Source organism: Streptococcus sp. KR, assembly GCF_002238115.1.
GTDB lineage: Bacteria > Bacillota > Bacilli > Lactobacillales > Streptococcaceae > Streptococcus.
Window position 1 is genome coordinate 35,297 of record NZ_NGVM01000004.1, and the last position, 25,086, is coordinate 60,382.

The 25,086-nt window shown below is 41.3% G+C and carries 19 protein-coding genes; 17 read left to right on the forward strand and 2 right to left on the reverse strand.

Annotation, left to right across the window (positions count from 1 at the left end; genetic code table 11):
- Window positions 1-55: 55 nt before the first annotated feature.
- The 17 genes from CBI42_RS02280 to CBI42_RS02360 all read left to right on the forward strand — a co-directional run bounded on the left by CBI42_RS02280 (window position 56) and on the right by CBI42_RS02360 (window position 22,311).
- Window positions 56-2,164, forward strand: coding sequence for a type I restriction-modification system subunit M (locus tag CBI42_RS02280; protein WP_094753154.1), 2,109 nt, complete (start codon window positions 56-58; stop codon window positions 2,162-2,164).
- Complete coding sequence (locus CBI42_RS02285) at window positions 2,157-3,476, forward strand: restriction endonuclease subunit S (RefSeq protein ID WP_094753155.1); 1,320 nt, start codon at window positions 2,157-2,159, stop codon at window positions 3,474-3,476. The genes CBI42_RS02280 and CBI42_RS02285 overlap by 8 nt, the downstream gene beginning before the upstream one ends.
- A 2-nt stretch (window positions 3,477-3,478) precedes the next feature.
- The gene (locus CBI42_RS02290; RefSeq protein WP_094753156.1) at window positions 3,479-4,162 is read left to right on the forward strand and encodes a hypothetical protein; all 684 of its coding nucleotides are present in this window, start codon (window positions 3,479-3,481) and stop codon (window positions 4,160-4,162) included.
- 1 nt (window position 4,163) lies between these two features.
- Window positions 4,164-5,150 carry a hypothetical protein gene (locus CBI42_RS02295; protein ID WP_094753157.1) on the forward strand — a complete coding sequence of 329 codons (987 nt, stop codon included), beginning with the start codon at window positions 4,164-4,166 and terminating at the stop codon, window positions 5,148-5,150.
- A 106-nt stretch (window positions 5,151-5,256) separates the two neighbouring features.
- Window positions 5,257-8,229 carry a type I restriction endonuclease subunit R gene (locus CBI42_RS02300; RefSeq protein ID WP_094753158.1) on the forward strand — a complete coding sequence of 991 codons (2,973 nt, stop codon included), beginning with the start codon at window positions 5,257-5,259 and terminating at the stop codon, window positions 8,227-8,229.
- A 123-nt stretch (window positions 8,230-8,352) separates the two neighbouring features.
- Complete coding sequence (locus CBI42_RS02305; RefSeq protein ID WP_000404934.1) at window positions 8,353-9,966, forward strand: ribonuclease Y; 1,614 nt, start codon at window positions 8,353-8,355, stop codon at window positions 9,964-9,966.
- 128 nt (window positions 9,967-10,094) lie between these two features.
- On the forward strand, window positions 10,095-10,721 hold the full coding sequence (gene gmk, locus CBI42_RS02310) for a guanylate kinase (RefSeq protein ID WP_049488387.1): 627 nt from the start codon (window positions 10,095-10,097) through the stop codon (window positions 10,719-10,721).
- A 24-nt stretch (window positions 10,722-10,745) separates the two neighbouring features.
- Window positions 10,746-11,060 (forward strand): DNA-directed RNA polymerase subunit omega, encoded by a 315-nt coding sequence (gene rpoZ, locus CBI42_RS02315; protein ID WP_049488385.1) that lies wholly within the window; start codon window positions 10,746-10,748, stop codon window positions 11,058-11,060.
- Window positions 11,061-11,125: 65 nt separating this feature from the next.
- Window positions 11,126-13,522, forward strand: coding sequence for a primosomal protein N' (locus CBI42_RS02320; protein WP_094753159.1), 2,397 nt, complete (start codon window positions 11,126-11,128; stop codon window positions 13,520-13,522).
- Between the two features lie 12 nt (window positions 13,523-13,534).
- Window positions 13,535-14,470 (forward strand): methionyl-tRNA formyltransferase, encoded by a 936-nt coding sequence (gene fmt / locus CBI42_RS02325; RefSeq protein ID WP_049488381.1) that lies wholly within the window; start codon window positions 13,535-13,537, stop codon window positions 14,468-14,470.
- On the forward strand, window positions 14,463-15,776 hold the full coding sequence (gene rsmB / locus CBI42_RS02330; protein ID WP_179211352.1) for a 16S rRNA (cytosine(967)-C(5))-methyltransferase RsmB: 1,314 nt from the start codon (window positions 14,463-14,465) through the stop codon (window positions 15,774-15,776). The genes fmt and rsmB overlap by 8 nt, the downstream gene beginning before the upstream one ends.
- Before the next feature lie 14 nt (window positions 15,777-15,790).
- Window positions 15,791-16,531: a Stp1/IreP family PP2C-type Ser/Thr phosphatase gene (locus CBI42_RS02335; protein ID WP_094753161.1), complete on the forward strand. Its 741-nt coding sequence runs from the start codon at window positions 15,791-15,793 to the stop codon at window positions 16,529-16,531.
- Window positions 16,528-18,453, forward strand: coding sequence for a Stk1 family PASTA domain-containing Ser/Thr kinase (pknB, locus tag CBI42_RS02340; RefSeq protein WP_094753162.1), 1,926 nt, complete (start codon window positions 16,528-16,530; stop codon window positions 18,451-18,453). The genes CBI42_RS02335 and pknB overlap by 4 nt, the downstream gene beginning before the upstream one ends.
- Before the next feature lie 88 nt (window positions 18,454-18,541).
- Window positions 18,542-19,300 (forward strand): threonine/serine exporter family protein, encoded by a 759-nt coding sequence (locus CBI42_RS02345; protein ID WP_020903004.1) that lies wholly within the window; start codon window positions 18,542-18,544, stop codon window positions 19,298-19,300.
- A gap of 1 nt (window position 19,301) precedes the next feature.
- Complete coding sequence (locus CBI42_RS02350) at window positions 19,302-19,751, forward strand: threonine/serine exporter family protein (protein ID WP_020901615.1); 450 nt, start codon at window positions 19,302-19,304, stop codon at window positions 19,749-19,751.
- 113 nt (window positions 19,752-19,864) lie between these two features.
- A complete protein-coding gene (locus tag CBI42_RS02355) occupies window positions 19,865-21,037 on the forward strand; it encodes a hydroxymethylglutaryl-CoA synthase (RefSeq protein WP_179211353.1) in 1,173 nt (390 codons plus the stop codon).
- Window positions 21,037-22,311 carry a hydroxymethylglutaryl-CoA reductase, degradative gene (locus CBI42_RS02360; RefSeq protein WP_094753164.1) on the forward strand — a complete coding sequence of 425 codons (1,275 nt, stop codon included), beginning with the start codon at window positions 21,037-21,039 and terminating at the stop codon, window positions 22,309-22,311. Before CBI42_RS02355 ends, CBI42_RS02360 begins: the two co-directional genes overlap by 1 nt.
- A gap of 35 nt (window positions 22,312-22,346) precedes the next feature.
- Here CBI42_RS02360 and CBI42_RS02365 read toward each other — a convergent pair whose 3' ends face one another.
- A complete protein-coding gene (locus CBI42_RS02365; protein WP_000226009.1) occupies window positions 22,347-23,312 on the reverse strand; it encodes a LacI family DNA-binding transcriptional regulator in 966 nt (321 codons plus the stop codon).
- Window positions 23,293-24,747, reverse strand: coding sequence for a sucrose-6-phosphate hydrolase (locus tag CBI42_RS02370; protein ID WP_094753165.1), 1,455 nt, complete (start codon window positions 24,745-24,747; stop codon window positions 23,293-23,295). Before CBI42_RS02370 ends, CBI42_RS02365 begins: the two co-directional genes overlap by 20 nt.
- Window positions 24,748-25,086: the final 339 nt, after the last annotated feature.

Below are 25,086 nucleotides of genomic sequence, written 5' to 3' on the forward strand. Positions count from 1 at the left end.
TCGTATTTTGTGGTATAATGAAGAGAATTGTTAATAATAAAAACAGGGGAAGTAAATGTCTAATTTCAAAGAAAAATTACCACTATTCCAAGCAAATGACATCCAAATTTCTAATGATGTCAATACGGTTTGGTCTATCGCTAACACTCTTAGAGGAGCTTATCGAGCAGATAAGTATCGCGATGTCATCATTCCAATGTTTGTCCTGACTCGTTTAGAAGCTGCCTTGCTGCCAACCAAGGATCAGGTGGTAGCACAATACAAAGCAAATCCCAATACACCTGAGAAAGTGTTGGAGAAACTTTCAGGCTATCGTTACTACAATGTTAGTCCTTTTACGTTGGAAAATCTTCAAAACGATCCAAATGCAATCGAGGAGAATTTTCTAGCCTATCTGGATGGCTATTCTTGCCGTGTCAAGGACATCATTGAAAACCTAAAATTTAAAGAGCAAGTCCGTACCCTGGCCCAGAGTGGTCGCCTTTTCACGGTTATTAAAAAGTTCTCTCAAATTGATTTGTCTCCAAGTTCAGTCGACTCTATGCGTATGGGCTATATGTTTGAAGATATCATCCGCCGATTTTCTGAAAATGAGGAAGCGGGGTCTCACTATACTCCTCGTGAGGTTATCGCTCTGATGGTCAACCTCCTCTTGATTGAGGCAGACGAAGAACTTTTTGTTGATAAAAAAGAGTTGAAAATACTAGATATGGCGGCTGGAACTGGGGGAATGCTGGCTACAGCTAAAAGCTATATCCGTCAGTTGAATACAGGAGCCACTGTCCGTCTTTTTGGTCAAGAAGTTTTGCCTGAAACCTTTGGGATTGGTCGTGCAGATATGCTAATTCGTCAGGAAGACTCGGACTATTTTGTGAAGGTGGATACCTTAAAAGATCCAGATCCTTTCCCAGATACTAAGATGAGTTTTGTCATCGCTAACCCTCCCTTTGGTCAAGCTTGGGGTGGTAAGGATGCGGATGATGGGGTTGAGGATGCAGTTAAGAAAGATCATCAACTCTTTGACAAAACAGAAGGTCGTCAAGGTCGTTTTGTTGCGACTCCAGGAACTGGAGATGCTCAACTACTCTTCCATCTTCATGCTCTTGCAAAATTAGAAGAAAATGGCCGTGCAACCATCATTTCAAATGGGTCTCCCCTCTTTTCAGGCGGGACCTCATCGGGAGAAAGTCAGATTCGCCGTTATATCCTTGAGAATGACTTGCTAGAAGCTATAGTCGCCCTTCCAGGTCAATTTTTCTATAACACAGGAATTGGGATTTATATCTGGATTTATAATAAAAACAAGTCTCCTGAGCGCCAGAATAAGGTTCAGTTTATCGATGCGACGGAGGAGTTTATTCCTCTACGTAAATCTCTAGGTCAAAAACGCCGTGAGTTGTCCCAAGATAACATCCGTCAGATCCTTCGCTGGTACGATGATTTTCAAGAAAATGACCATGTGAAAATCTTTGACAATCAAGAGTTTCTCTATCGAGAGTTTACAGTTATGCAACCTCTGCAACGTCGTGGCCAGATAAGCGAAGAAACAATTGAGAAAGCGAAAAGCGTTCCTTTCCTAGCTAAACTATTTGATGAATACAAGTATCAAGAATTGCTGGAGATGGAACCACGTTCAGCCAAGGATGAGAAAAAATTACAGGACTTTGTAGCTGGCAAGATCAAGCAAGAAGCTATCCTGACAGCTCTTGCTAAGGGAAGCTCTGACAAGACCTATCCTAACTTTGAGAACTTTGTCCAAGTCATCAAGGACTTGCTGGGAGAGTTTAAGCTTACGCCTGCCAATGTCAATGCGCTATCCTTAGCTATGAGTGAAATGGACAAAACAGCAGAGGTTATCCGAACCAAGAAGAAAGACAAGGCAAATGAGATTGCCGATGGGATTGTCTATGATAAGACAACCAAGGACAGTGAAATCGTTAAGCTGACAGAGAATGTGGAAGACTACTTTGCGCGTGAGGTTTATCCTCATGTACCTGACGCCCACTACTGGTTTGATGAGGAAAAAGGCTATGGAGCTGAGATTCCTTTTACTCGCTATTTCTATCAATACCAAGCACCAGAAAGTGCCGACAAGCTCTTGGCAGAGTTCTATGACTTGGAAGCAGAACTACAGACTCTCTTGGAGGAACTAAAACATGACTAGGATGAAAGAGAGTGGCATTGACTGGATCGGACAGATACCTCAAGAGTGGGAAGTAATTAAGTTTAAGTATTTAGGTGATGTGAAGCAGGGATTGACATATTCACCAAGCGATATAGTTGATAAGGATGAAGGGATTCTAGTTCTTAGATCTGGGAATATTCAGAACGGTGTCTTAGATTTTACTAATAATGTATATGTAAAAACAAAAGTAGCAGAATCTATTGTGCTTAGAAAAAATGATATTCTAATAACGGCTAGGAATGGTAGTTCAGCATTGATTGGTAAAAACGCAATTATTGATACAGATATAAAAGCTACTTTTGGAGCGTTTATGATGGTTTTTAGAACCAATAAAAGTTTAATTGCTAAGTTTGCTTTTTATTTAATGAATATTAGCTTTAATTTTTATCGAACATTCTTTACAACTAGTACAGTTAATCAACTAACTGCGGCTATTTTTAATGGTATTGAAGTGCCACTGCCATCCATTTCTGAACAACAAAAAATTGCTGATTTTCTAGACAAGAAAACTGCCCAGCTGGATAAGGTTAAAAGTCTACTGGAGGAGCAAATTCAAAAACTCAAAGACTACCGCGCAAGCTTGATTTATGAAACCGTCACAAAAGGACTGGATAAAACAGTCCCTATGAAGGATTCAGGAATCAACTGGATTGGAGAGGTGCCTGAAGGGTGGGGAGTGAGTAAGTTAAAATTTATTCTTGAAAAAGGAAGCAATAGTATTAAGGTTGGTCCATTTGGTTCCTCGTTATCAGGAGATGCAATAAGAAGTTCGGGGAAATGGGTATATAATCAGCGTAATGTTTTAGACAATAATTTTACTGAGACGGATTTCTATATAAGTGAAGCAAAATGTAAAGAATTAAAAAATTTTTCTGTATCATCAGGCGATATTTTGTTGACTACTAGAGGCACGATTGGTCGTGTTGCTATTGTTCCTAAAAAATATTGTGAAGGTATTATCCATCCTTGTCTAATGAAATTTAAGGTGGATAGTAAAATTGTTCTACCAGAGCTAATAAAGTATCTTTTTAATGATATTCCTCTCGTTAGAGAACAACTGAATTTTTTGAGTAATAGCACCACAATTGATGTTATCTACTCTTATAATTTAAAAAACATAATTATTCCTACAATACCAATAGCGAAACAATATAGTATTTTAGAGGTGCTAGATAGACAAACTTCTGATGTAGATTCTCTTATAAAAATTAAACAAAAGCAAATTGAAAACATCAACAAACAACGACAAACTCTTATTTACGATTATGTGACAGGGAAGAGGAGGGTGTAGGATTGCTATTTGGAACTGATTTAAAATTTCGTTTAGCCTACTTTTTTACCGCATTTTTTCCAGCATTTTTATTGATTTATTTTTCATTAGTAGATATTCATCATTTTTTATTGAAAGAGACTGAGTCGTTACATTGTTATTTAAGTAGGAACTTGTGGCATTTTCTTATGTTATCAGTATTACTTTCTATAATGCTAATATCAATTTACAGTATACGTGGATATATCAACGGACGGAGGAGTGAAGAAAATATTGTTAAAAATATTGTTTTAAATTTTAATGTATCTAAGGTCACGTTGAAAAATAATTCTCAAGGCAAAGTGATTGATATTCAAGACGGACCAAAAATAAATCCAGGATTCATATCCTTTGTATCGTCAACCATTGTACCCTCTTTAGTTTTGAAATTTATGAATGGAGTTAGTGCTCTAGTAGCAATTATAATTATTGTTTTCTTTTTTGTGTTATTAATGCTTAGCAATGATATTTTTCCAAACTTGATATTACCTATTTTTGGTATCAATTTATTAGTAACAAAAGATAACTACAATATATTTTTCTTTCGAAAAGACTCGGCTGCATTTTCTGGTGTGAAAAGGATTTGTACTCTAGGAAACACTGGTACAATGGCAAGAACATTTGTTTTTTTTGATCAAGAAGTATTAAACGATGAAATAGGAGAGTAGAATGGTAGAAATATATGCAATTGGCTGGCAGGCTGGACGAGGTAAGTCACTTGGGAAATTGAAAAATTTTCGAAAAGTTATATCAGATGAAGCTAGCAATTATATAGGTAATATTCAATTTGCTAATAATCAAAATTCTGAGAAATCAACTTTAAAAGAAAAATTTGAAGAATCAATTGAGTCATTACAAAATGTTGAAACGAATGGGAATAATACGGAAGTTCCATTTTATAGAAGAGTTGATGGGAGTCTCCAGTCTGAAATAGATAGAATACAATTAGTCTCATCTCAATTGGAACAAGCTATACATCCTCTAAGGGACTTTGAAGATATACGATTGTATCTAGTTTGTGAAGACATTGATGGTGTACAGTACAAATATTTTTTGAAATCAATTCGAGCTGCGAAATTAAAAACTAGATTTATTGCTACTTTTACTTCTGGAAAAGTTAGAATAGTTGATATAGAAAAAAATGAGGGAAGAAGTCTTCCGTTCATCATAAGTTATGCTGAAAAAACTGAAAACAATGAAACTATACAATATATCTTTGATGTTCAGGATTATGAAATTATGTTTGGTTTAAATGAGTCGAAAATAATCACGGCTGAAGAGAATTATGAGAAATTTTTATCTCATAATTTTAAATTATCGACGGATTTTAAAGTGAATGTATCTGATGAAGAATCTGAAAAAATAAAAGCTAAATTAAAAAGTCATCGTAAATTGATTAATTTACTTGCAAAATATAATGATGAAGCATCGAGTTATGAATGGGAATGTGTAAAGAGAGCGAATGAATTATCAGAACAGTTTTTTCAAACACCTTTCACTTTTAATGAAGAAAGTAAAGAGATATATCTAACAGCAGAGTCTCTTGAGGCCTTTATTTCTGTAATTACCAATGCAAAGAAACTGGGTATTGCTAAAAATGAATACGAGGATTCACTTGCAGATAAACGTCAGAAAGGTAATATTGAAGTACAATAAAATATCTGTTTTATCATTTTTATATTTTAAGAAATTCATTGTAAACTTTAAATTTGTAATTATAACGAAATTTTAATTGAATTATAGAAAAAGAAAGTGAGAAACTATGGCAAATTTGGGCTTGAAGGAGCGCTATGATTTCCAGCAGTGGATTATCAAAGATTTGAGAGATAAGAATGACTATATTCAGCGGGACGCTACTTGCTACGATTCTAGATTAGCCATGGATGTGGAACTCCTGTGGGATTTTCTGATGGAGACCCAAGAGGAGACCATGGACTATCTTCTTAAAAAGCTTAGCAAGGAGACAATAGTCAATCTGATTAATAAAGAAATCGTCAAGGGTGGCTTTTTATTCGCCTTAAAAGAGGGAATCTTTATTGAAAATAAACAACTTCGTCTTCTTTATCGTAAACCTGCGACTAGTTTTAATGAAAAGGCTGTTCAACAATACCAAGCCAATTGTCTATCTGTTATGGAAGAAGTGGTTTACGAGGAGAGTGACCGCATTGACCTTGTTATCTTTATCAATGGATTAGCACTATTTGCTATAGAGCTTAAGTTTAATCCCAGTGGTCAGTCTGTTCAGGATGCCATCAAGCAGCTAAAGGGACGCAATCCTAAGAATCGTCTTTTCCGTTTTGAACAGGGAGTCTTGGCTTCCTTTGCAGTGGATACCCTAGAAGTCTATATGACGACGCAATTGAAAGGACAAGAAACCTATTTTCTACCTTTTAATGTGGGGAAAGGGGAAGGTATTGAGATGGGAAGTGGCAACCCTCACAACCCTGATGGTGCCGATACAGACTACTTGTGGCTTGATGTCTTGACCAAGGATAGTATTCTCCAGTTAATAGAGAGTTTTATCTTTTTTGAGATGGATAAGCATAAAAAGAAGACCCTGATTTTCCCGAGATACCATCAGCGAAGAGCAGTTAGCCGTCTCCTAGAGGACATGAAAGTCAACCATACTGACAGTAATTATCTGATTCAGCATTCGGCTGGTTCTGGTAAAACCAATACCATAGCATGGTTGGCTCATACTTTAGTTTCTCTTCATGATGATCAGAATCAAAACATCGTGGATACTGTATTAATCGTAACAGACCGTATCGTAGTTGACCGTCAGTTACAAGAAGCGGTCAAGGAAATCTCCCACAAGCCTGGAGTGGTCAAGGTAATGGGCGACAAAGAAACCTCCAGTGATTTAGCGGATGCGATTGCAGGAAATACAAAAATCATAGCTACGACGATTCATAAGTTTGCCCAGATTAACCAATCCAACTGGATGTCTGTAGGGAACACTGCGAAAAAGAAATTTGCCATCCTGATTGATGAAGCCCACAGTTCAACGACAGGATCCTATATGAGTTCGGTTAGTCAAGTCTTGACAGAAACAGATACAGAAGATGGAACTATCGATGAGATTCAAGAAGTAAGTGTTGCGGATGCTATCGAGCAGGAGATTGCACGGACAGGTAAGCAGGACAATGTCTCAATCATTGCCTTTACCGCAACTCCCAAGGCGACAACTCTACAGCTATTTGGTACAACCCAAGCAGATGGTTCTAAAGCACCTTTTGATGTTTATAGTATGAAGCAAGCTATCGAGGAAGGTTTTATTCTAGATGTTTTAGATAACTATACGACTTATAAGACCTATTACAAGCTCAATAAAGCAGTCGAAGAAGATCCTGAGCTAAAAACGACTCTTGCCAAGCGTAAGATTGCAAAATTTGTAGAATTATTTGATGAAAATATCAATCAAAAGGTTGAAATTATCATGGATCACTTTATCAGTCATGATATTATGGCTGAATTGGGTGGTCAAGGTAAGGCTATGATTGTGACTTCGGGTCGTGAGGCAGCAGTTAAGTATCAATTGGCCTTTCAAAAGTACTTCAAAGACCACAGTATCACTAGTATTGGAACCCTGATTGCCTTTTCTGGCAAGGTTGATTACCAAGGTAGTGAATATACTGAGTCGCAAATGAATCAGGTCAAGGAAGATTATTTGAAAGATCATTTTGATACGGAGGACTACCAAATCCTGATTGTGGCAAATAAGTATCAGACAGGGTTTGATCAACCAAAACTGGTTGCTATGTATGTAGATAAAAAGCTGCGAAGTGTTGCTGCGGTGCAAACATTGTCTCGTTTGAATCGTATCTATAGAGGCTACAATAAGAGGACCTTTATTCTTGATTTTAAAAATACTTATGACGATATTCGCTCAGCTTTTTCTCCGTACTACCGTGAGACTATTTTAGCAGATACAGTCACACCTAGTGATGTCTTGACCTTGGATCGGAAAATTGATGAGTATGGTATCTTGGACAGTGATGTTGTTCATGAGTTTAATCAATTCTTATACCAAGAAAAGAGAAACAGCAGAGAAAAGCAAAAGATGGTTTCTCTGTTAAATCAAGGTTATGATAGAGTTAGACGGTTTGATGAGAAAGAACAACTTTCTATTCGAAAGGTTATTCGAGGTTTTCTTAGAATGTATACTTTCTTGATTCAGGCAACTGCTTATCAAAATGAAGTTCTACACGAACGTTATAATTATCTGCAAAGTCTTGTCAAGATGATTGATGTTCGCATTGGAGGAGATGATTTTACAATAGCAGATAAGATCGTAGTGGACTATATGAAACATAAGCAAACAGGTTCTTTCAGGTCAGTTTCTGAATTGGAATATCATCCAGAGTTAATACTTACCAAGCCAAGTACTGGAGGTGTTACGACTGACCAGGAGAAGCGTTTATCTGAAATCTTAGATGAAATTAACGAACAGTTGGATTTGGATATTGATCACCAAGTCGGTCTAAGTGGAGCGGTGTCCATTCGTGAATTGATGAAAAAGAATCCAAGACTAAAGCAATCTGCTCGTGTCAACTCTAGAGAAGACTTCGTTTTTGCTTTTGAAGAAGAGATTGACAATGCTCTTATAGAAGGATACTCTCAGAGTCAAGATTTATTTGGTGCTCTATTAAATAATGATTCTTTCAAGAAGAGATTAGCAGATATATTTATTGATGATGTGTTCAAAAGTTTGAAGGGATCCGAAGAAGTGTAATCCTAAAATTCACACTAATTTCCTCAAAACATATTCTATTTTAAGTTTGTGAAAATCACTTTTTTATGGTAAAATGTTAAAGAATGTATGTCATTCATAATAAAAATTAAATGAGGTAAAAACATGGAAATCATGTCGCTTGCGATTGCTGTTTTTGCCGTCATCATTGGTTTAGTCATTGGATATGTCAGCATCTCAGCTAAGATGAAATCATCTCAGGAAGCTGCGGAGTTGATGCTTTTAAATGCTGAACAAGAAGCAACTAATTTACGTGGACAAGCTGAGCGTGAAGCCGATTTACTTGTTAATGAAGCTAAACGTGAAAGCAAGTCTCTTAAAAAAGAAGCACTATTGGAGGCCAAAGAAGAAGCCAGAAAATACCGTGAAGAAGTGGACGCTGAATTCAAATCAGAACGTCAAGAACTCAAACAAATCGAAAGTCGTTTGACCGAGCGAGCTACTAGCCTTGACCGTAAGGACGACAATTTGACGAGTAAAGAACAAACACTTGAACAAAAAGAACAAAGTATTTCTGATAGAGCGAAAAACCTTGATGCGCGTGAAGAGCAATTAGAGGAAGTCGAAAGACAAAAAGAAGCAGAACTAGAGCGTATTGGTGCCCTGTCTCAGGCAGAAGCACGAGATATTATCTTGGCTCAGACAGAGGAAAACTTGACCAAGGAGATTGCTAGCCGTATTCGCGAAGCTGAGCAAGAGGTCAAGGAACGTTCTGACAAAATGGCCAAGGACATCTTAGTTCAAGCTATGCAACGTATCGCTGGTGAATATGTAGCAGAGTCAACAAACTCAACGGTTCATCTGCCAGACGATACTATGAAGGGACGCATTATTGGTCGTGAAGGTCGTAACATTCGTACCTTTGAAAGTTTGACAGGGGTCGATGTGATTATCGACGATACACCAGAAGTGGTGACCTTGTCAGGATTTGATCCGATTCGTCGTGAAATTGCCCGTATGACAATGGAAATGTTGCTCAAAGATGGTCGTATCCACCCAGCTCGTATCGAAGAGTTGGTTGAGAAAAACCGTCAAGAGATTGACAATAAGATTCGTGAATACGGTGAGGCGGCAGCCTATGAGATTGGTGCGCCAAACCTTCATCCAGACTTGATGAAGATTATGGGACGTTTGCAGTTCCGTACTTCTTATGGACAAAATGTCTTGCGCCATTCGATTGAGGTTGCTAAGTTGGCTGGTATTATGGCCAGCGAACTTGGTGAGAATGCGGCTCTTGCCCGTCGTGCTGGATTCCTTCACGATATCGGAAAAGCTATTGACCGTGAGGTTGAGGGTAGCCACGTGGAAATCGGTATGGAATTGGCTCGCAAGTATAAGGAACACCCAGTTGTGGTCAATACGATTGCTAGCCACCACGGTGATGTCGAAGCTGAAAGCGTCATTGCAGTAATCGTTGCTGCAGCAGATGCCTTGAGCGCAGCCCGTCCAGGAGCTCGTAGTGAGTCTCTTGAAAGCTATATCAAGCGTCTTCATGATTTGGAAGAAATTGCTAACGGCTTTGAAGGAGTACAAAATAGCTTTGCCCTTCAAGCAGGACGTGAAATCCGCATCATGGTCAATCCAGGACAAATCAAGGACGACAAAGTCACAATCTTGGCTCACAAAGTTCGTGAAAAAATTGAAAACAATCTCGATTACCCAGGAAATATCAAGGTAACCGTGATTCGCGAGCTTCGTGCAGTAGATTATGCTAAATAAATAAGAAAGAGCAGTTGAAAAATTACTGCTTTTTTGTTACACTAGATAGAAAGACTGTAAAGGATAATCTGGCTTTTTGCCATTATTCTAGAGAAATGTTATTTCACAGACTGACTAAAGGAGACACAATGGCAGACCGAGGCTTACTAATCGTTTTTTCTGGTCCTTCAGGGGTTGGAAAAGGAACGGTTAGAAGAGAGATTTTTGAGAGTTCTGAAAACCAATTTCAATACTCTGTATCAATGACGACACGCGCACAACGTCCTGGAGAAGTGGACGGTGTTGACTATTTCTTCCGTACTCGGGAAGAGTTTGAAGAGCTGATTCGTCAAGGACAGATGTTGGAATATGCAGAATATGTCGGCAACTACTATGGAACTCCTCTGACCTATGTCAATGAAACCTTGGACAAGGGAATCGATGTTTTCCTTGAAATTGAAGTTCAAGGCGCTCTTCAGGTTAAGAAAAAGGTTCCAGATGCTGTCTTTATCTTCCTGACACCACCAGATTTGGATGAATTACAAGACCGCTTGGTAGGTCGTGGAACAGATAGTGCAGAAGTGATTGTCCAACGAATCGAAAAGGCCAAGGAAGAAATTGCTCTCATGCGTGAGTATGATTATGCGATTGTCAACGATCAGGTGCCCCTAGCTGCTGAGCGTGTCAAACGTGTGATCGAAGCAGAGCACTTCCGTGTGGATCGTGTCATTGGTCACTATCAGGAGATGTTACCAAAATCTCCAACTACCCGATAAAATTTAGAAAATAGGTACAAGCAAATGATGTTAAAACCCTCTATTGATACCTTGCTCGACAAGGTTCCTTCAAAATATTCACTCGTAATCTTGGAAGCAAAACGTGCCCACGAATTGGAAGCAGGTGCGCCAGCAACTCAAGGTTTCAAGTCTGAAAAATCAACTCTTCGCGCTTTAGAAGAAATCGAATCAGGAAACGTTACAATTCACCCAGATCCAGAAGGGAAACGTGAAGCAGTGCGTCACCGTATCGAAGAAGAAAAACGCCGCAAAGAAGAAGAAGAAAAGAAAATCAAAGAGCAAATCGCTAAAGAAAAAGAAGATGGTGAAAAAATTTAAGGTTGGGGGGACTCAATCTTATTTTTTCTATTGCAAGAATGTACTGACAAGGAGGAGGTGAGAAGATGGCTATAGCCAAGATTATCGTAGATGTGCCTTTGATGCAGACGGACCAGCCCTATAGTTACAGGATTCCTGAGGAATTTGAGGGAATGCTGGAAGTTGGGATGCGGGTTCACGTGCCTTTTGGTAAGGGCAATCGCCTGATTCAAGGGATTGTTCTTGGTTTGGAGTCCCAATCAGAAAGAGAAGAGATGGAGCAAGATTTAAAAGATATTGCAGAGGTGCTGGATTTTTCTCCTGTTCTCACGCAAGAACAACTCTGGCTAGCTGAAGAGCTCCGTAAGTCAGTCTTCTCCTACAAAATCTCTATCCTCAAGGCTATGTTGCCGGGATTTCTAAACTCCAGCTATGACAAGATTCTCTATCCTATGGCAGGTCTGAGTCAGGAAGACCGAGATCGTTTGTTTGGTTCAGAGGATTCGCTTGCCTTTTCTTCTCTGGATTTAGCTAAGCAAGCTGAAATGATGCGTTTGACTAGGAAAGGTCTGCTTGGTCTGGAATATCAGGCAATTGATCAAAAGAAGGTCAAGATCCAGTCTTGGTATGAGGTGAATCTTGCTCAATTAGAAGGTGTTGAAATATCTGCGCGTGCCAAGAAAAAGTTGGAATTGAGAGACTATTTATTGTCTCATCCTGAGAGTGCTTCCTTGGCTAGTTTGCTAGAGTTCTATTCGCGGGAGCAAGTCAACTTTTTTGTGGAACAAGGTGCTGTGACCATAGTCCAAAAGGAAGTTCAACGCTCGGCTGCTTATTTTGAAGGCATTGAGGCAAGTCAGCCTTTGGAGTTAAATCCTGAGCAAAGACAGGCGCGAGATGCGGTTGTGAGTGCTATTGGCAGTCATCAGCCTCCCTTCCTCCTTCAAGGGATTACAGGAAGTGGGAAGACCGAGGTTTACTTGCAGATTATCCAAGGTGCCTTGGACAAGGGCAAGACAGCTATTTTGCTGGTACCTGAGATTTCCTTGACTCCTCAGATGACCGAGCGTTTTATCGCTCGATTTGGTGAGAAAGTGGCCATTCTTCACTCAGGCCTTTCCAATGGTGAAAAGTATGATGAATGGCGCAAGGTGGAGCGTGGCGATGCTCAAGTTGTGGTTGGGGCCAGATCGGCCATCTTTGCTCCTCTGAAAAATCTGGGTGTCATGATTATCGATGAGGAGCATGAGGCGACTTATAAGCAGGACAGTAATCCTCGTTACCATGCCAGAGAGGTTGCTATTTTAAGGGCTCAGTACAATCAAGCAGCTCTGGTACTTGGGTCTGCGACACCGAGCTTAGAAAGCCGTGCGCGAGCTGGCAAAGGCGTTTATCAACATTTACGTCTGACCCAACGCGCCAATCCTTTAGCTAGGATCCCTGAGGTTCAAGTAATTGACTTTCGAGACTATATCGGACAAAATGAGACGTCAAACTTCACGCCACCTTTGCTAGAGGCTATTCAGGACCGTCTAGCTAAAAAAGAGCAGGTGGTTCTTATGCTCAATCGTCGTGGTTATTCTAGCTTTGTCATGTGTCGGGAGTGTGGGACCGTGGATACTTGTCCCAACTGTGACATTTCCTTGACCTTGCACATGGATACCAAGACCATGAACTGCCATTATTGTGGCTTTTCGAAGGATATTCCTCAGGTCTGTCCTAACTGTAAGAGTTGCAGTATCCGTTACTACGGGACGGGGACACAAAAGGCTTATGACGAGCTGGCAGAACTCTTTCCAGAGGCACGAATTCTACGGATGGATGTGGATACGACCCGTAAGAAAGGTAGTCATCAAGCCCTGCTTGACCAGTTTGGACGAGGGGAAGCGGATATCTTGCTAGGTACTCAGATGATTGCCAAGGGATTGGATTTTCCCAATGTAACCTTAGTCGGAGTGCTCAATGCCGATACAGCCTTGAATTTGCCTGACTTCCGTTCTTCTGAGAGAACCTTCCAACTTTTGACTCAGGTGGCAGGTCGGGCAGGACGTGCTGAAAAAGCTGGGCAGGTCTTGATTCAGTCTTACAATCCTCAGCACTACGCTATTCGATTTGCCAAGGATCAGGATTACGAAGGCTTTTACGCTTATGAAATGGGAATCAGACGACAACTAGGCTATCCACCTTACTATTTCACGATTGGCATTACCCTTTCTCACAAGAAAGAAGAAGAGGTGGTCAAACGTGCCTATGAAGTCATGAACATTTTGCGGTCAGGCTTGTCAGAGACCAGTAACATTCTTGGGCCAACGCCCAAACCCATTGCCCGTACCCACAACCTCTATCATTACCAGATTTTGATTAAATACCGTTTAGAAGATGAGCTGGGGCCGACTCTAAATCAGGTTCTGGCCTTGACTCAAGAACGGGAAAATAGTGAGCTCCGTCTCAGCATTGACCATGAGCCACAGCAATTTTTATAAGAAGGAGAAGATATGACAAAATTAATCTTTATGGGGACCCCCGACTTTTCAGCAACAGTCTTAAAAGGGCTTTTGACAGATGACCGTTACGAAATTCTAGCCGTTGTGACCCAGCCAGACCGTGCTGTCGGACGTAAAAAAGTGATCCAGGAGACCCCAGTTAAACAAGCTGCCAAAGAGGCAGGACTTCCTATCTACCAACCTGAAAAATTATCTGGAAGTCCAGAGATGGAAGATATTATGAAGCTAGGAGCAGATGGAATTGTGACTGCTGCTTTTGGGCAGTTTCTCCCAAGTAAACTCCTTGATAGCATGGACTTTGCGGTTAATGTTCACGCCTCCCTTCTTCCAAAACACCGTGGTGGAGCGCCAATCCATTATGCCTTGATTCAAGGAGATGAGGAAGCTGGTGTGACCATTATGGAGATGGTTAAGGAAATGGATGCAGGAGATATGATTTCTCGTCGCAGTATTCCTATCACGGATGGGGACAATGTCGGCACCTTGTTTGAGAAATTAGCGCTAGTTGGTCGTGATTTGCTTTTGGATACTTTGCCTGCCTACATTGCTGGTGACATCAAACCTGAACCACAGGATCCAAGTCAGGTTACTTTCTCGCCAAATATCAAGCCAGAAGAAGAAAAACTAGATTGGACTAAAAGCAATCGTCAACTCTTTAACCAGATCCGTGGGATGAACCCCTGGCCTGTTGCCCATACTTTCCTTAAGGGAGACCGCTTTAAGATTTATGAAGCCCTACCAGTAGAAGGTCAGGGAAATCCAGGTGAGATTCTCTCTATCGGCAAGAAAGAATTGATTGTCGCAACAGCAGAAGGAGCTCTATCCCTCAAACAAGTGCAGCCAGCTGGTAAACCTAAGATGGACATTGCTTCCTTCCTCAACGGAGTTGGACGGACATTGACTGTAGGAGAACGATTTGGTGACTAAAGTAGAAACGGCTAGAAGTATAGCCCTAGCAGTGCTAGAGGATGTTTTTATCAATCAAGCATACTCAAATATCGCCTTAAATAAGCACCTCAAGGGTAGTCAACTTTCTGTAGCAGATAAGGGCTTGGTGACCGAGCTGGTCTATGGAACGGTTGCCCGTAAACTGACTCTGGAATGGTACCTATCCCACTTTATCGAAGACAGAGATCAGTTAGACAGCTGGCTCTACGTCCTACTTCTCATGAGCGCCTACCAGCTCCGCTATTTGAACAAGATTCCAGACCATTCTGTGGTCAATGAAGCAGTGGAATTGGCCAAAATTCGTAAAAAGGGCAGTGAAAAATTGGTCAACGCTGTCCTTCGTCGTATCCTGCGTGAAGGTTGGCCAGATATTGCCAGCATTAAGCGAAAAAACAAGCGTGATTCCATTGCCTATTCTCTCCCAGTTTGGCTAGTTGCCAAGCTCAAGGAAGAATACGGAGAGGAGCGAGCGCAAGCTATTTTTGAAAGTCTCTTGGTGCGCAACAAGGCCAGCATCCGAGTGACTGATTTAAGCCGAAAAGAGGAAATCCAAGCTTTGTTGGAGGCTAGTGCTTCACCTTTGTCTGTTTCTGGTCTGGTTAAGGAGCAAGGCCACTTTGCGGGACATGACCTATTTTCAGAGGGGGCCATTACCATCCAAGACGAGTCTAGTCAGCTGGTTGCTCCGACGCTTGATTTACAAGGTGATGAGCAGGTTCTAGATGCCTGTGCGGCTCCGGGTGGAAAAACAGCCCATATAGCCTCTTATCTCACGACAGGTCAGGTTACGGCTTTGGACCTTTACGATCACAAGTTGGATTTAATCCAAGAAAATGCCCAACGTTTAGGAGTTGCAGATCGAGTTCAAACGCAAAAATTAGATGCCAGAAAGGTGCATGAGTTTTTTGGTCAGGATTCATTTGATAAGATTTTGGTGGATGCTCCCTGTTCAGGAATCGGTCTTCTGCGCCGTAAACCAGACATTAAATACAATAAAGAAACGGCAGATTTCGCGTCCTTGCAGGAAATTCAGCTAGAAATATTAGGTAGTGTTTGTCAAACACTACGCAAAGGTGGTATAATAACTTATAGTACCTGTACTATTGTCTCAGAGGAGAACTTTCAAGTCGTACAGGCATTTTTAGAAAGTCATCCTGAATTTGAGCAGGTAACACTAGAACATGAATGTAAGGATATCATGAAAGATGGCTGTATCCTCATCACACCTGAATTGTATGGAAGTGATGGATTCTTCATCAGTCAATTTCGCAAGATATCGGATTAGGAAGGAACTAACACATGGAAATTTCATTATTAACAGATGTTGGTCAGAAACGAACAAATAACCAAGACTATGTCAACCACTATGTCAATAGAGCTGGACGTACCATGATTATCCTAGCTGATGGTATGGGAGGTCATCGCGCAGGGAATATCGCTAGTGAGATGGCGGTAACAGACCTGGGTGTAGCTTGGGTTGATACACAAATCGATACGGTTAATGAAGTGCGTGAATGGTTTGCTAACAACCTTGAGATTGAAAATCAAAGGATTAACCAATTGGGACAAAATGAAGCCTATAAAGGAATGGGAACAACCCTTGAGGCTGTAGCCATTATTGATAATCAGGCTATCTATGCCCACATTGGGGATTCTCGTATCGGTTTGATTCGTGGAGAAGAATACCACCAGTTAACGAGCGACCATTCTTTGGTCAATGAATTGCTTAAGGCAGGTCAATTGACGCCAGAAGAAGCTGCTAGCCATCCACAGAAAAATATTATTACTCAATCTATTGGTCAAAAAGATGAAATTCAGCCTGATTTTGGAATAATCACCCTTGAGCCTGGGGACTATCTCTTACTCAATAGTGATGGCTTGACAAATATGATTTCAGGAAGTGAGATTTCTGATATTGTAACCAGCGATATTTCTTTGGCAGATAAGGCAGCAACCTTGATCCGTTTTGCCAACAATGCAGGTGGTTTAGACAATATCACAGTTGCCCTTATTGCTGTTAATGAGGAGGCAACAGAATGATCCAAATCGGCAAGATTTTTGCCGGGCGGTATCGGATTATCAAACAAATTGGTCGAGGAGGCATGGCAGATGTTTACTTGGCTAAAGATTTGATTCTAGACGGGGAAGAAGTGGCGGTAAAGGTCCTGAGGACCAACTACCAGACAGACCCGATTGCTGTGGCTCGTTTTCAGCGGGAAGCGAGAGCCATGGCAGATTTGGACCATCCTCATATCGTTCGGATTACAGATATCGGTGAAGAAGAGGGACAACAGTATCTCGCAATGGAATATGTTGCTGGATTAGACCTCAAACGCTATATCAAGGAACATCACCCTCTTTCAAATGAAGAAGCGGTTCGAATCATGGGACAAATCCTCTTGGCTATGCGCTTAGCCCATACTCGAGGAATTGTTCACAGGGATTTGAAACCGCAAAATATCCTTTTGACCCCAGATGGGACTGCCAAAGTTACAGACTTTGGGATTGCAGTAGCCTTTGCAGAGACGAGTTTGACTCAGACTAACTCAATGCTGGGTTCGGTTCATTATTTATCGCCAGAGCAGGCGCGTGGTTCTAAAGCAACTGTGCAGAGTGATATCTATGCCATGGGGATTATTTTCTATGAGATGCTGACAGGTCATATTCCTTACGATGGGGATAGTGCAGTGACCATCGCTCTCCAGCATTTCCAGAAACCACTGCCATCGGTTATAGCTGAAAATCCATCTGTGCCTCAGGCTTTAGAAAATGTTGTTATTAAGGCAACTGCCAAGAAATTGACAGATCGCTACAAATCAGTCGCTGAAATGTATGTGGATTTGTCTAGTAGTTTGTCTAATAATCGTCGTAATGAACCAAAGCTAGTCTTTGACGATGCGACTAAGGCGGACACCAAGACTCTTCCTAAAGTTCCACAAAGTACTCTGACTTCTATTCCTAAAGCTCCGGTACAAGAGGGAAGACCTCAACCTAAGCCCCAGCCTCATCAGACAGAAAAACCAGTACCTAGTCCAAAGCCAACCAAACGGCGTCGCATGAAAGCACGTTATCCAATTTTATTTGCGACCTTCTTGTTGGTTGTGGCATCCTTGGTATGGATTTTATCTAGGACGCCAGCCACAATAACAATTCCAGATGTGGCAGGTCAGACAGTGGCGGAAGCCAAGGAAAATCTCAAAAAAGCCAATTTTGAGATTGGCGAGGAGAAGTCAGAGGCTAGTGATAAGGTTGAAGAAGGTCGGGTTATTCGTACCGATCCTGACGCTGGTACGACACGCAAAGAAGGAACAAAAATTAATTTGATTGTGTCTTCTGGTCAGCAATCCTTCCAACTTGGAAATTATCTTGGACGAAAATCTAGTGATGTAGTGGCAGAGTTGAAGGGTAAGAAGGTTCCAGAAAATCTGATTAAGATTGAGGAAGAAGAATCCAACGAAATCGAAGCCGGTACAATCATGAAACAAAGTTTACCGGAAGGAACAACCTATGATCTTAGCAAGGCAACTCAAATAGTTTTGACAGTTGCTAAAAAAGTAAATTCGATTTCAATGCCAAGATATATTGGTTCAACTCGAGAATTTGCAGTTAATAATCTTACAGAGATATATGGAATTAAAAAAGCTAATATCGAAGTTGTAGAAGTGTCTACTGCTCCTGAAGGAACAGCTGAGGAGACTGTTGTAGAGCAAAGTCCAAAACCGGGTGGAAAAATTGATTTAGCCAGCACACGTATTAAAATTTCGATTTATAAACCCAAAACACCACCATCAAGTTCCTCTTCAACGTCAGTTCCACGTGGTAACCAAGGTTCACCTACTACTCCAAATCAAGGGAATCAACAAGGTGGCCAGCAAGGAAATCAACAAGGAAATCAACAAGGAACGGTTCCTACTCCGACTCAACCAAATAGTGAAGGAAACCACGAAAATTCTCGTGATTAAACGAATCTTTGTCATGATTTCATGGCAAAGATTTTTTTTGACTCCAGATTTGTGATAGAATAGAGGGAGTTGATAAAAGGGGGAACGCATGGAAGAATCAAGAGAATTAAATGCCGTCATCGATGTGATTATGTTAGCTGGAACCATTCTTCTCAAAAGTGGCTCAGAGATTCATCGTGTAGAAGATACCATGATCCGTATTGCGCATTCGCAGGGGATTGTGGATTGCAATGTTCTTGCCATGCCTGCTGCCATCTTTTTCTCCATTGAAAATACCAATATTTCGCGAATGAAACGCGTGACTTCCTCTTCTTATAACATCGAGAAAGTCTGCGATGTGAACCAGATTTCTCGTCAGTTGGTAGGGGGGCAGATTGATTTAGAGACAGCCTTCAAGCAATTGAAGGCCTTGCAAGCCCAGCCCCTTCCTTATACTAAGTTGCAGGTAACTTTGGCTGCGACCTTTAGTGCTCCTTTCTTTTCTATTATGTTTAGTGGAAATATCTACGACGCACTTGGGGCAGGAGTGGCTACCTTATTTGGTTTTGCCTTTTCCCTCTATGTGGAGAAGTTTATCCGAATTCCCTTTGTGACAGCCTTTGCTGGAGCTTTTGTATTTGGGATGATTGCCCAGTTTTGGGCTCGCTACACAGGTTTTCCTTCAACGGCAGATTTGATTATAGCTGGTGCGGTCATGCCGTTTGTACCAGGGATTGCCTTGACCAATGCGGTTCGTGATATTATGACCAACCACATAAACTCTGGTATGAGTAAGATGTTTGAATCCCTGCTCATTACCCTTGCTTTAGGGGCGGGAACTTCTGTCGCCTTGGTATTGATGAATTAATATGACACTAACAACCTTTTTATTACAAGCAGTAGCAAGTCTTCTTGCTATTATCACTTTTTTAATTGTACTCAATGTTCAACGGTCTATGCTCTTACCAGGAGGAATTTTGGGCATGGCCGTCTGGCTAATTTATCTTTTGCTCAAGGAACCGACCAATGTTATTGTGGCTACTTTTATTGCAGCCATTATCGGTTCTTGTGTCAGCCAGATTTTAAGTATTCTTTATAAGACACCTGCTGTGGTCTTTATCTTGGCCATCTTGGCACCTCTGGTTCCGGGTTATCTCTCCTATCGGACAACTGCCTTTTTTGTGACGGGAGATTACAGTCATGCCATTGCTAGTGCAACCTTGGTTGTTATGCTGGCTTTGGTGATTTCCATTGGAATGGCTAGTGGAACAGTGATTCTCAGACTTTATTCTCACTTACGAAAACAGCATAATGGTTAGAATAATAAGAGACTTGATTTGGTGAATCAAGTCTTTTTTCTATCTTTTACTGCTATTTGTGATAAAATAGTATAGAACGATTTTTTACAATGAATGATAAAACAGAGGTAAATATGACAATCGGTATTGATAAGATTGGTTTTGCGACCAGTCAATATGTCTTGAAATTACAAGACTTAGCAGAAGCGAGGGGAATTGACCCTGAAAAATTAAGCAAAGGACTCTTACTCAAGGAATTGAGTATTGCGCCTCTAACTGAGGATATCGTGACCTTGGCAGCCAGTGCAAGTGACTCTATTTTAACTGAGCAAGAAAGAGCAGAAATCGACATGGTCATTGTGGCTACCGAGTCAGGAATTGACCAGAGTAAAGCTGCAGCCGTCTTTGTGCATGGTTTGCTGGGCATCCAGCCCTTTGCTCGTAGTTTCGAGATTAAAGAAGCCTGCTATGGAGCGACAGCTGCCCTTCATTATGCCAAATTGCATGTGGAAAATTCTCCAGAGTCCAAAGTTTTAGTTATTGCCAGTGATATTGCCAAATATGGTATTGAAACACCTGGAGAACCCACTCAGGGTGCTGGAAGTGTGGCCATGTTGATTACACAGAATCCACGCATTATGGCCTTTAATAACGACAATGTGGCTCAGACTCGTGACATCATGGATTTCTGGCGTCCAAATTACTCAACAACTCCGTATGTAAATGGTGTCTATTCTACCCAACAATATTTGGATAGTTTGAAAACGACTTGGCTTGAATACCAAAAACGCTTCCAGCTTACCTTAGATGATTTTGCTGCGGTTTGCTTCCACTTGCCTTATCCTAAATTAGCACTAAAAGGCTTGAAAAAAATCATGGATAAGAGCCTGCCTCAAGAGAAAAAAGACCTCTTGCAAAAGCATTTTGACCAGTCTATTCTCTACAGTCAAAAGGTGGGGAATATCTATACAGGGTCCCTCTTCCTTGGACTCTTGTCTCTCTTGGAAAATACAGATAGCTTGAAGGCTGGCGATAAAATTGCCCTTTATAGTTACGGAAGTGGGGCTGTAGCTGAGTTCTTCAGTGGTGAATTGGTTGAAGGATATGAAGCTTATCTGGATAAGGACCGTTTGAACAAGCTCAACCAACGAACTGCCCTGTCTGTTGCTGACTATGAAAAAGTCTTCTTTGAGGAAGTAGACTTAGATGAAACAAATTCTGCTCAGTTTACTGGCTATGAAAATCAAGACTATGCCTTGGTTGAAATTCTCGACCACCAACGCCGTTATAGCAAGGTTGAAAAATAATGAAGATAAGTTGGAATGGATTTTCTAAAAAATCATACCAAGAGCGCCTTGAGATGTTAAAAGCTCAGGCGCTCCTTAGTCCTGAAAAACAAACCAGTCTGGAGCAGGATGAACAAATTAGCGTGACTGTCGCAGACCAGCTGAGTGAGAATGTAGTGGGAACTTTTTCTCTGCCTTATTCGCTGGTCCCAGAGGTTCTCGTTAACGATCAGGAATACACAGTTCCCTATGTGACAGAAGAACCCTCTGTCGTTGCTGCGGCCAGCTATGCAAGTAAAATTATCAAGCGAGCAGGTGGCTTTACTGCTCAGATTCATGAGCGCCGGATGATTGGTCAGGTAGCCCTTTATCAAGTTGATGATCCAGATCTAGCGCAAGAGAAGATTGCCAGCAAGAAAGCCGAACTCTTGGAACTTGCCAATCAAGCCTATCCTTCTATCGTTAAACGTGGAGGTGGGGCGCGTGATTTGCATGTAGAACAGATAAAAGGCGAAACAGACTTCCTTGTTGTTTATCTCCATGCTGATACCCAAGAAGCCATGGGAGCCAATATGCTCAACACCATGCTGGAAGCCTTGAAACCAGTCTTAGAAGAACTCTGTCAGGGACAGAGTCTCATGGGGATTCTGTCAAACTACGCGACCGATTCTCTGGTGACAGCAAGCTGTCGCATCGCCTTTCGTTACTTGAGCCGCCAGAAGGACCAAGGACGAGAAATTGCGGAGAAAATAGCTTTAGCTAACCAGTTTGCGCAGGCTGATCCTTACCGAGCAGCTACTCACAATAAAGGGATATTTAACGGTGTTGATGCCATTTTGATTGCCACTGGTAATGACTGGCGTGCCATCGAAGCCGGGGCCCATGCCTTTGCCAGTCGAGATGGGCACTATCAAGGTCTTAGCTGCTGGACGCTGGACCTTGAAAGAGAAGAATTAGTTGGTGAGATGACCCTGCCCATGCCTGTTGCGACCAAGGGTGGCTCTATCGGTCTCAACCCTCGTGTAGCCCTCGGTCATGAGCTACTGGGAAATCCTTCTGCCAAAGAATTAGCCCAGATTATCGTGTCTATCGGACTTGCCCAAAACTTTGCGGCCCTCAAAGCCTTGGTGAGTACAGGGATTCAGCAAGGTCACATGAAATTGCAGGCCAAATCCTTAGCTCTCCTAGCAGGAGCCAGTGAATCCGAGGTAGCTCCCCTAGTCGAGCGCCTCATTGCAGATAAAACCTTTAACCTAGATACAGCTAAGCGCCATTTAGAAAACTTACGATTATAGAAAAACTCAGACTGTTTTGTCTGAGTTTTTTGTACTTATATGCTTTTTCCTGGCAATAGGGTAACTGGTAAAAAGTAACCAGTTGTTGCGACTTCTTTGCCTTCAATCTTTTGCAAGAGGAGGTCAACAGTAAGGCAGGCAATCTCTTCCAAGGGTTGCTTAATAGTAGCCAGTTGAGGGTAGTAATTCTCGATAAAGTAAGTCCCATCATAACCGATGACCTTGAGTTCTTCTGGGACAGAAATGCCCAGTTCTTGAGCGATTTTAATGACCAGAATAGCTGTTAAGTCATCCGAAGCAAAAATGGCATCTGGCTTTTGACGAGTCAAGATATTCTTGATTTCCATTTCTTTTCTGACAGGAGAAAAGTCACTGGAAACATTGATAATAGGTGCTTTGGGGAGTACGGATGCAAAACCAGCGTGGCGTAGTCCAGTTGGCGAGTTAGAATTGTCATTCCCTGTAATCATGATGATAGACTGGGCGCCTGTCTTAACCAAGGTCTGGGCAGCAAGAACTCCACCAGCATAGTTGTCAGAAGAAACGACAGGGATGTCTGGCGACAGGTTTCGGTCAAAGGAAATAATCGGTGCTGTCACACGATTGTAGTCTTCAATTCCCAAGTTGTGACTACCAGAAATGATACCGTCCACCTGATTGGCTTCCAGCATTTCGATGTACTCGCGTTCTTTTTCAGAATCATGCTCGCTATTGCAGATGATAGTCTTGTAACCATTTTTGAAGAGTTGGTGTTCCAGCTTATCAATCAATTCTGCGTAGAAAACATTGGAAATATTGGGGAAAATCAAACCGATTAACTTAGCGGACTTTCCTTGTAGACTACGAGCCAGGTTGTTGGGTTTGTAGCCCAATTCTCGCATGGCTTCATTGACCTTTTGAATGGTTTTCTCAGAGAGATAACCTTTTTTATTGATAACCCGAGAAACGGTAGTAGGGCTGACGCCTGCAAGTTTGGCGACATCAGTTAGTTTTGCGACCATAATCTAATTCATAGTAAGTTCCAGTTGGGTTTCCAGATTTGATGAGGATACCATTTTGGTCCGCATGTGGGAAGACACGACCAGAAAATACTTTTTCTCCTTTATTGATGAAAATTTCAAAGACAGAGTTATCAATGAAAATTGTAGCAGTAGTAGCCTGATTATCGATAGGGCAAGAGCGAGTTGTCCCAAATTCTTGGGCATACTGTTCACCAGCCTGGCTACGATCTACTGTCACTTGACCATTTGCAAGGTCAAAGTTGATGGAAAGTCCCTTGCCTTCTTTATCAGCAAGTAAGACAATCTCGCTCTGGCTATTAGGTTCCAAGTTGAGTTCAAGTTCGTAGCTGTTATTGGTTTGGGGACGGTTTGAGAAGGCTTCTTCAGAAGCACGAAGGTCCTTGATAGTCGCGACTGGGTATTGGTAGAGTTTGCCATCTTTGATAGTTAGTTCTTTGACCAAAGAGAAGGTTCCTTGGTGGTCAAAACGGTCAGATGGGTAAGAAACATCTGGCAAACCAAGCCAGCTAACAGCTAGAGCACGTCCATCAGGAGCGTTGAATGCTTGGGTTGCATAGGCTTCAAAACCAAAATCCATATTTTGGAGTTGAGACACATCTACCATTTTGGCATTTTCAGGGTCAAAGGAAGCCCCAATTTTATACATATTTGGATAGATATTATCGTAGTCTAGAACATCTTTATCCAATCCTTGTGGGCAGTAGAGAAGGACAGGTTGCTCTCCTACAAAGACCAGATTTGGGCATTCCATCATGTAGGCAGTGCGGTCGTTAGCAAAGTCAAGGTCGCCAACAGCTTGCCAGTTTGTATAGTCGTTGTCAACAGCCTTGTAGAGACGAACGAAGCCTTTTTTCTCCAAATCCTGTCCTCCGACGATAGCATAATATTGACCTTTAAAATTAAAAATTTGCGGATCGCGGAAGTGGTCTGTAGAGTCTGCTGGCTGGTCGATTAAGATCTTGTCAATCTTTGTAATCTTGCCATCCTTATCCATCAAAGCCCCGATCTGGTATGGGTGACGAATCCAGTTTTCATCACGGACATTTCCTGTATAGAATAGGAACAAGTTATCGCTAAATTGCATAGCAGAACCAGAGTAGGCACCGTGGCTATCTAATGGAGTATCAGGCAAAACTTTGACACCAGTTTCTGTGAAGTGAACCAAGTCCTCACTTTCCAATTGCACCCAAGATTTCAAACCGTGGGCTGCACCGAAAGGAAAGTTCTGATAAAAAATAATCCACTTTCCATCAAAGTAAGAAAAGCCATTTGGGTCGTTTAGGAGTCCTGTTTTTGGCTCAACATGGTAATGAGTATGCCATGGAGATTGTGCCATATTTTCCTTAATATTCTTAATTTCTTCTTGCGTCCAGTCTTGATAAAGTCTGTAACGACGCTCAGTAGTCCATTCCATTCATTCATTCCTCCAAAAATCTTATCACATTTAATAGTAACCGTTTTCGATAAAAAATGCAAGCCTTTTATGTTAAAAAAGAGAAAAAACTGTTAAACGTTTATCATAAATTTAAAGCAGGAAATTAATCAACTTTTCAAGAAAATATGAAAGAGAATGAAACAAAAGCCTTTTAACTAAGATTTCAAACTTGTTTTTTAAGGAATTCCTGCTAAAACAGTCAAAATCAATCAATCTAAAGCGAGCTTACTAAGTGGATAGAATATTTTTTCTGCAAAACGCTTGACATATTTCTAAAACATGATAAAATAATAGTCGTAAGGGCGGATAAAATCGCTT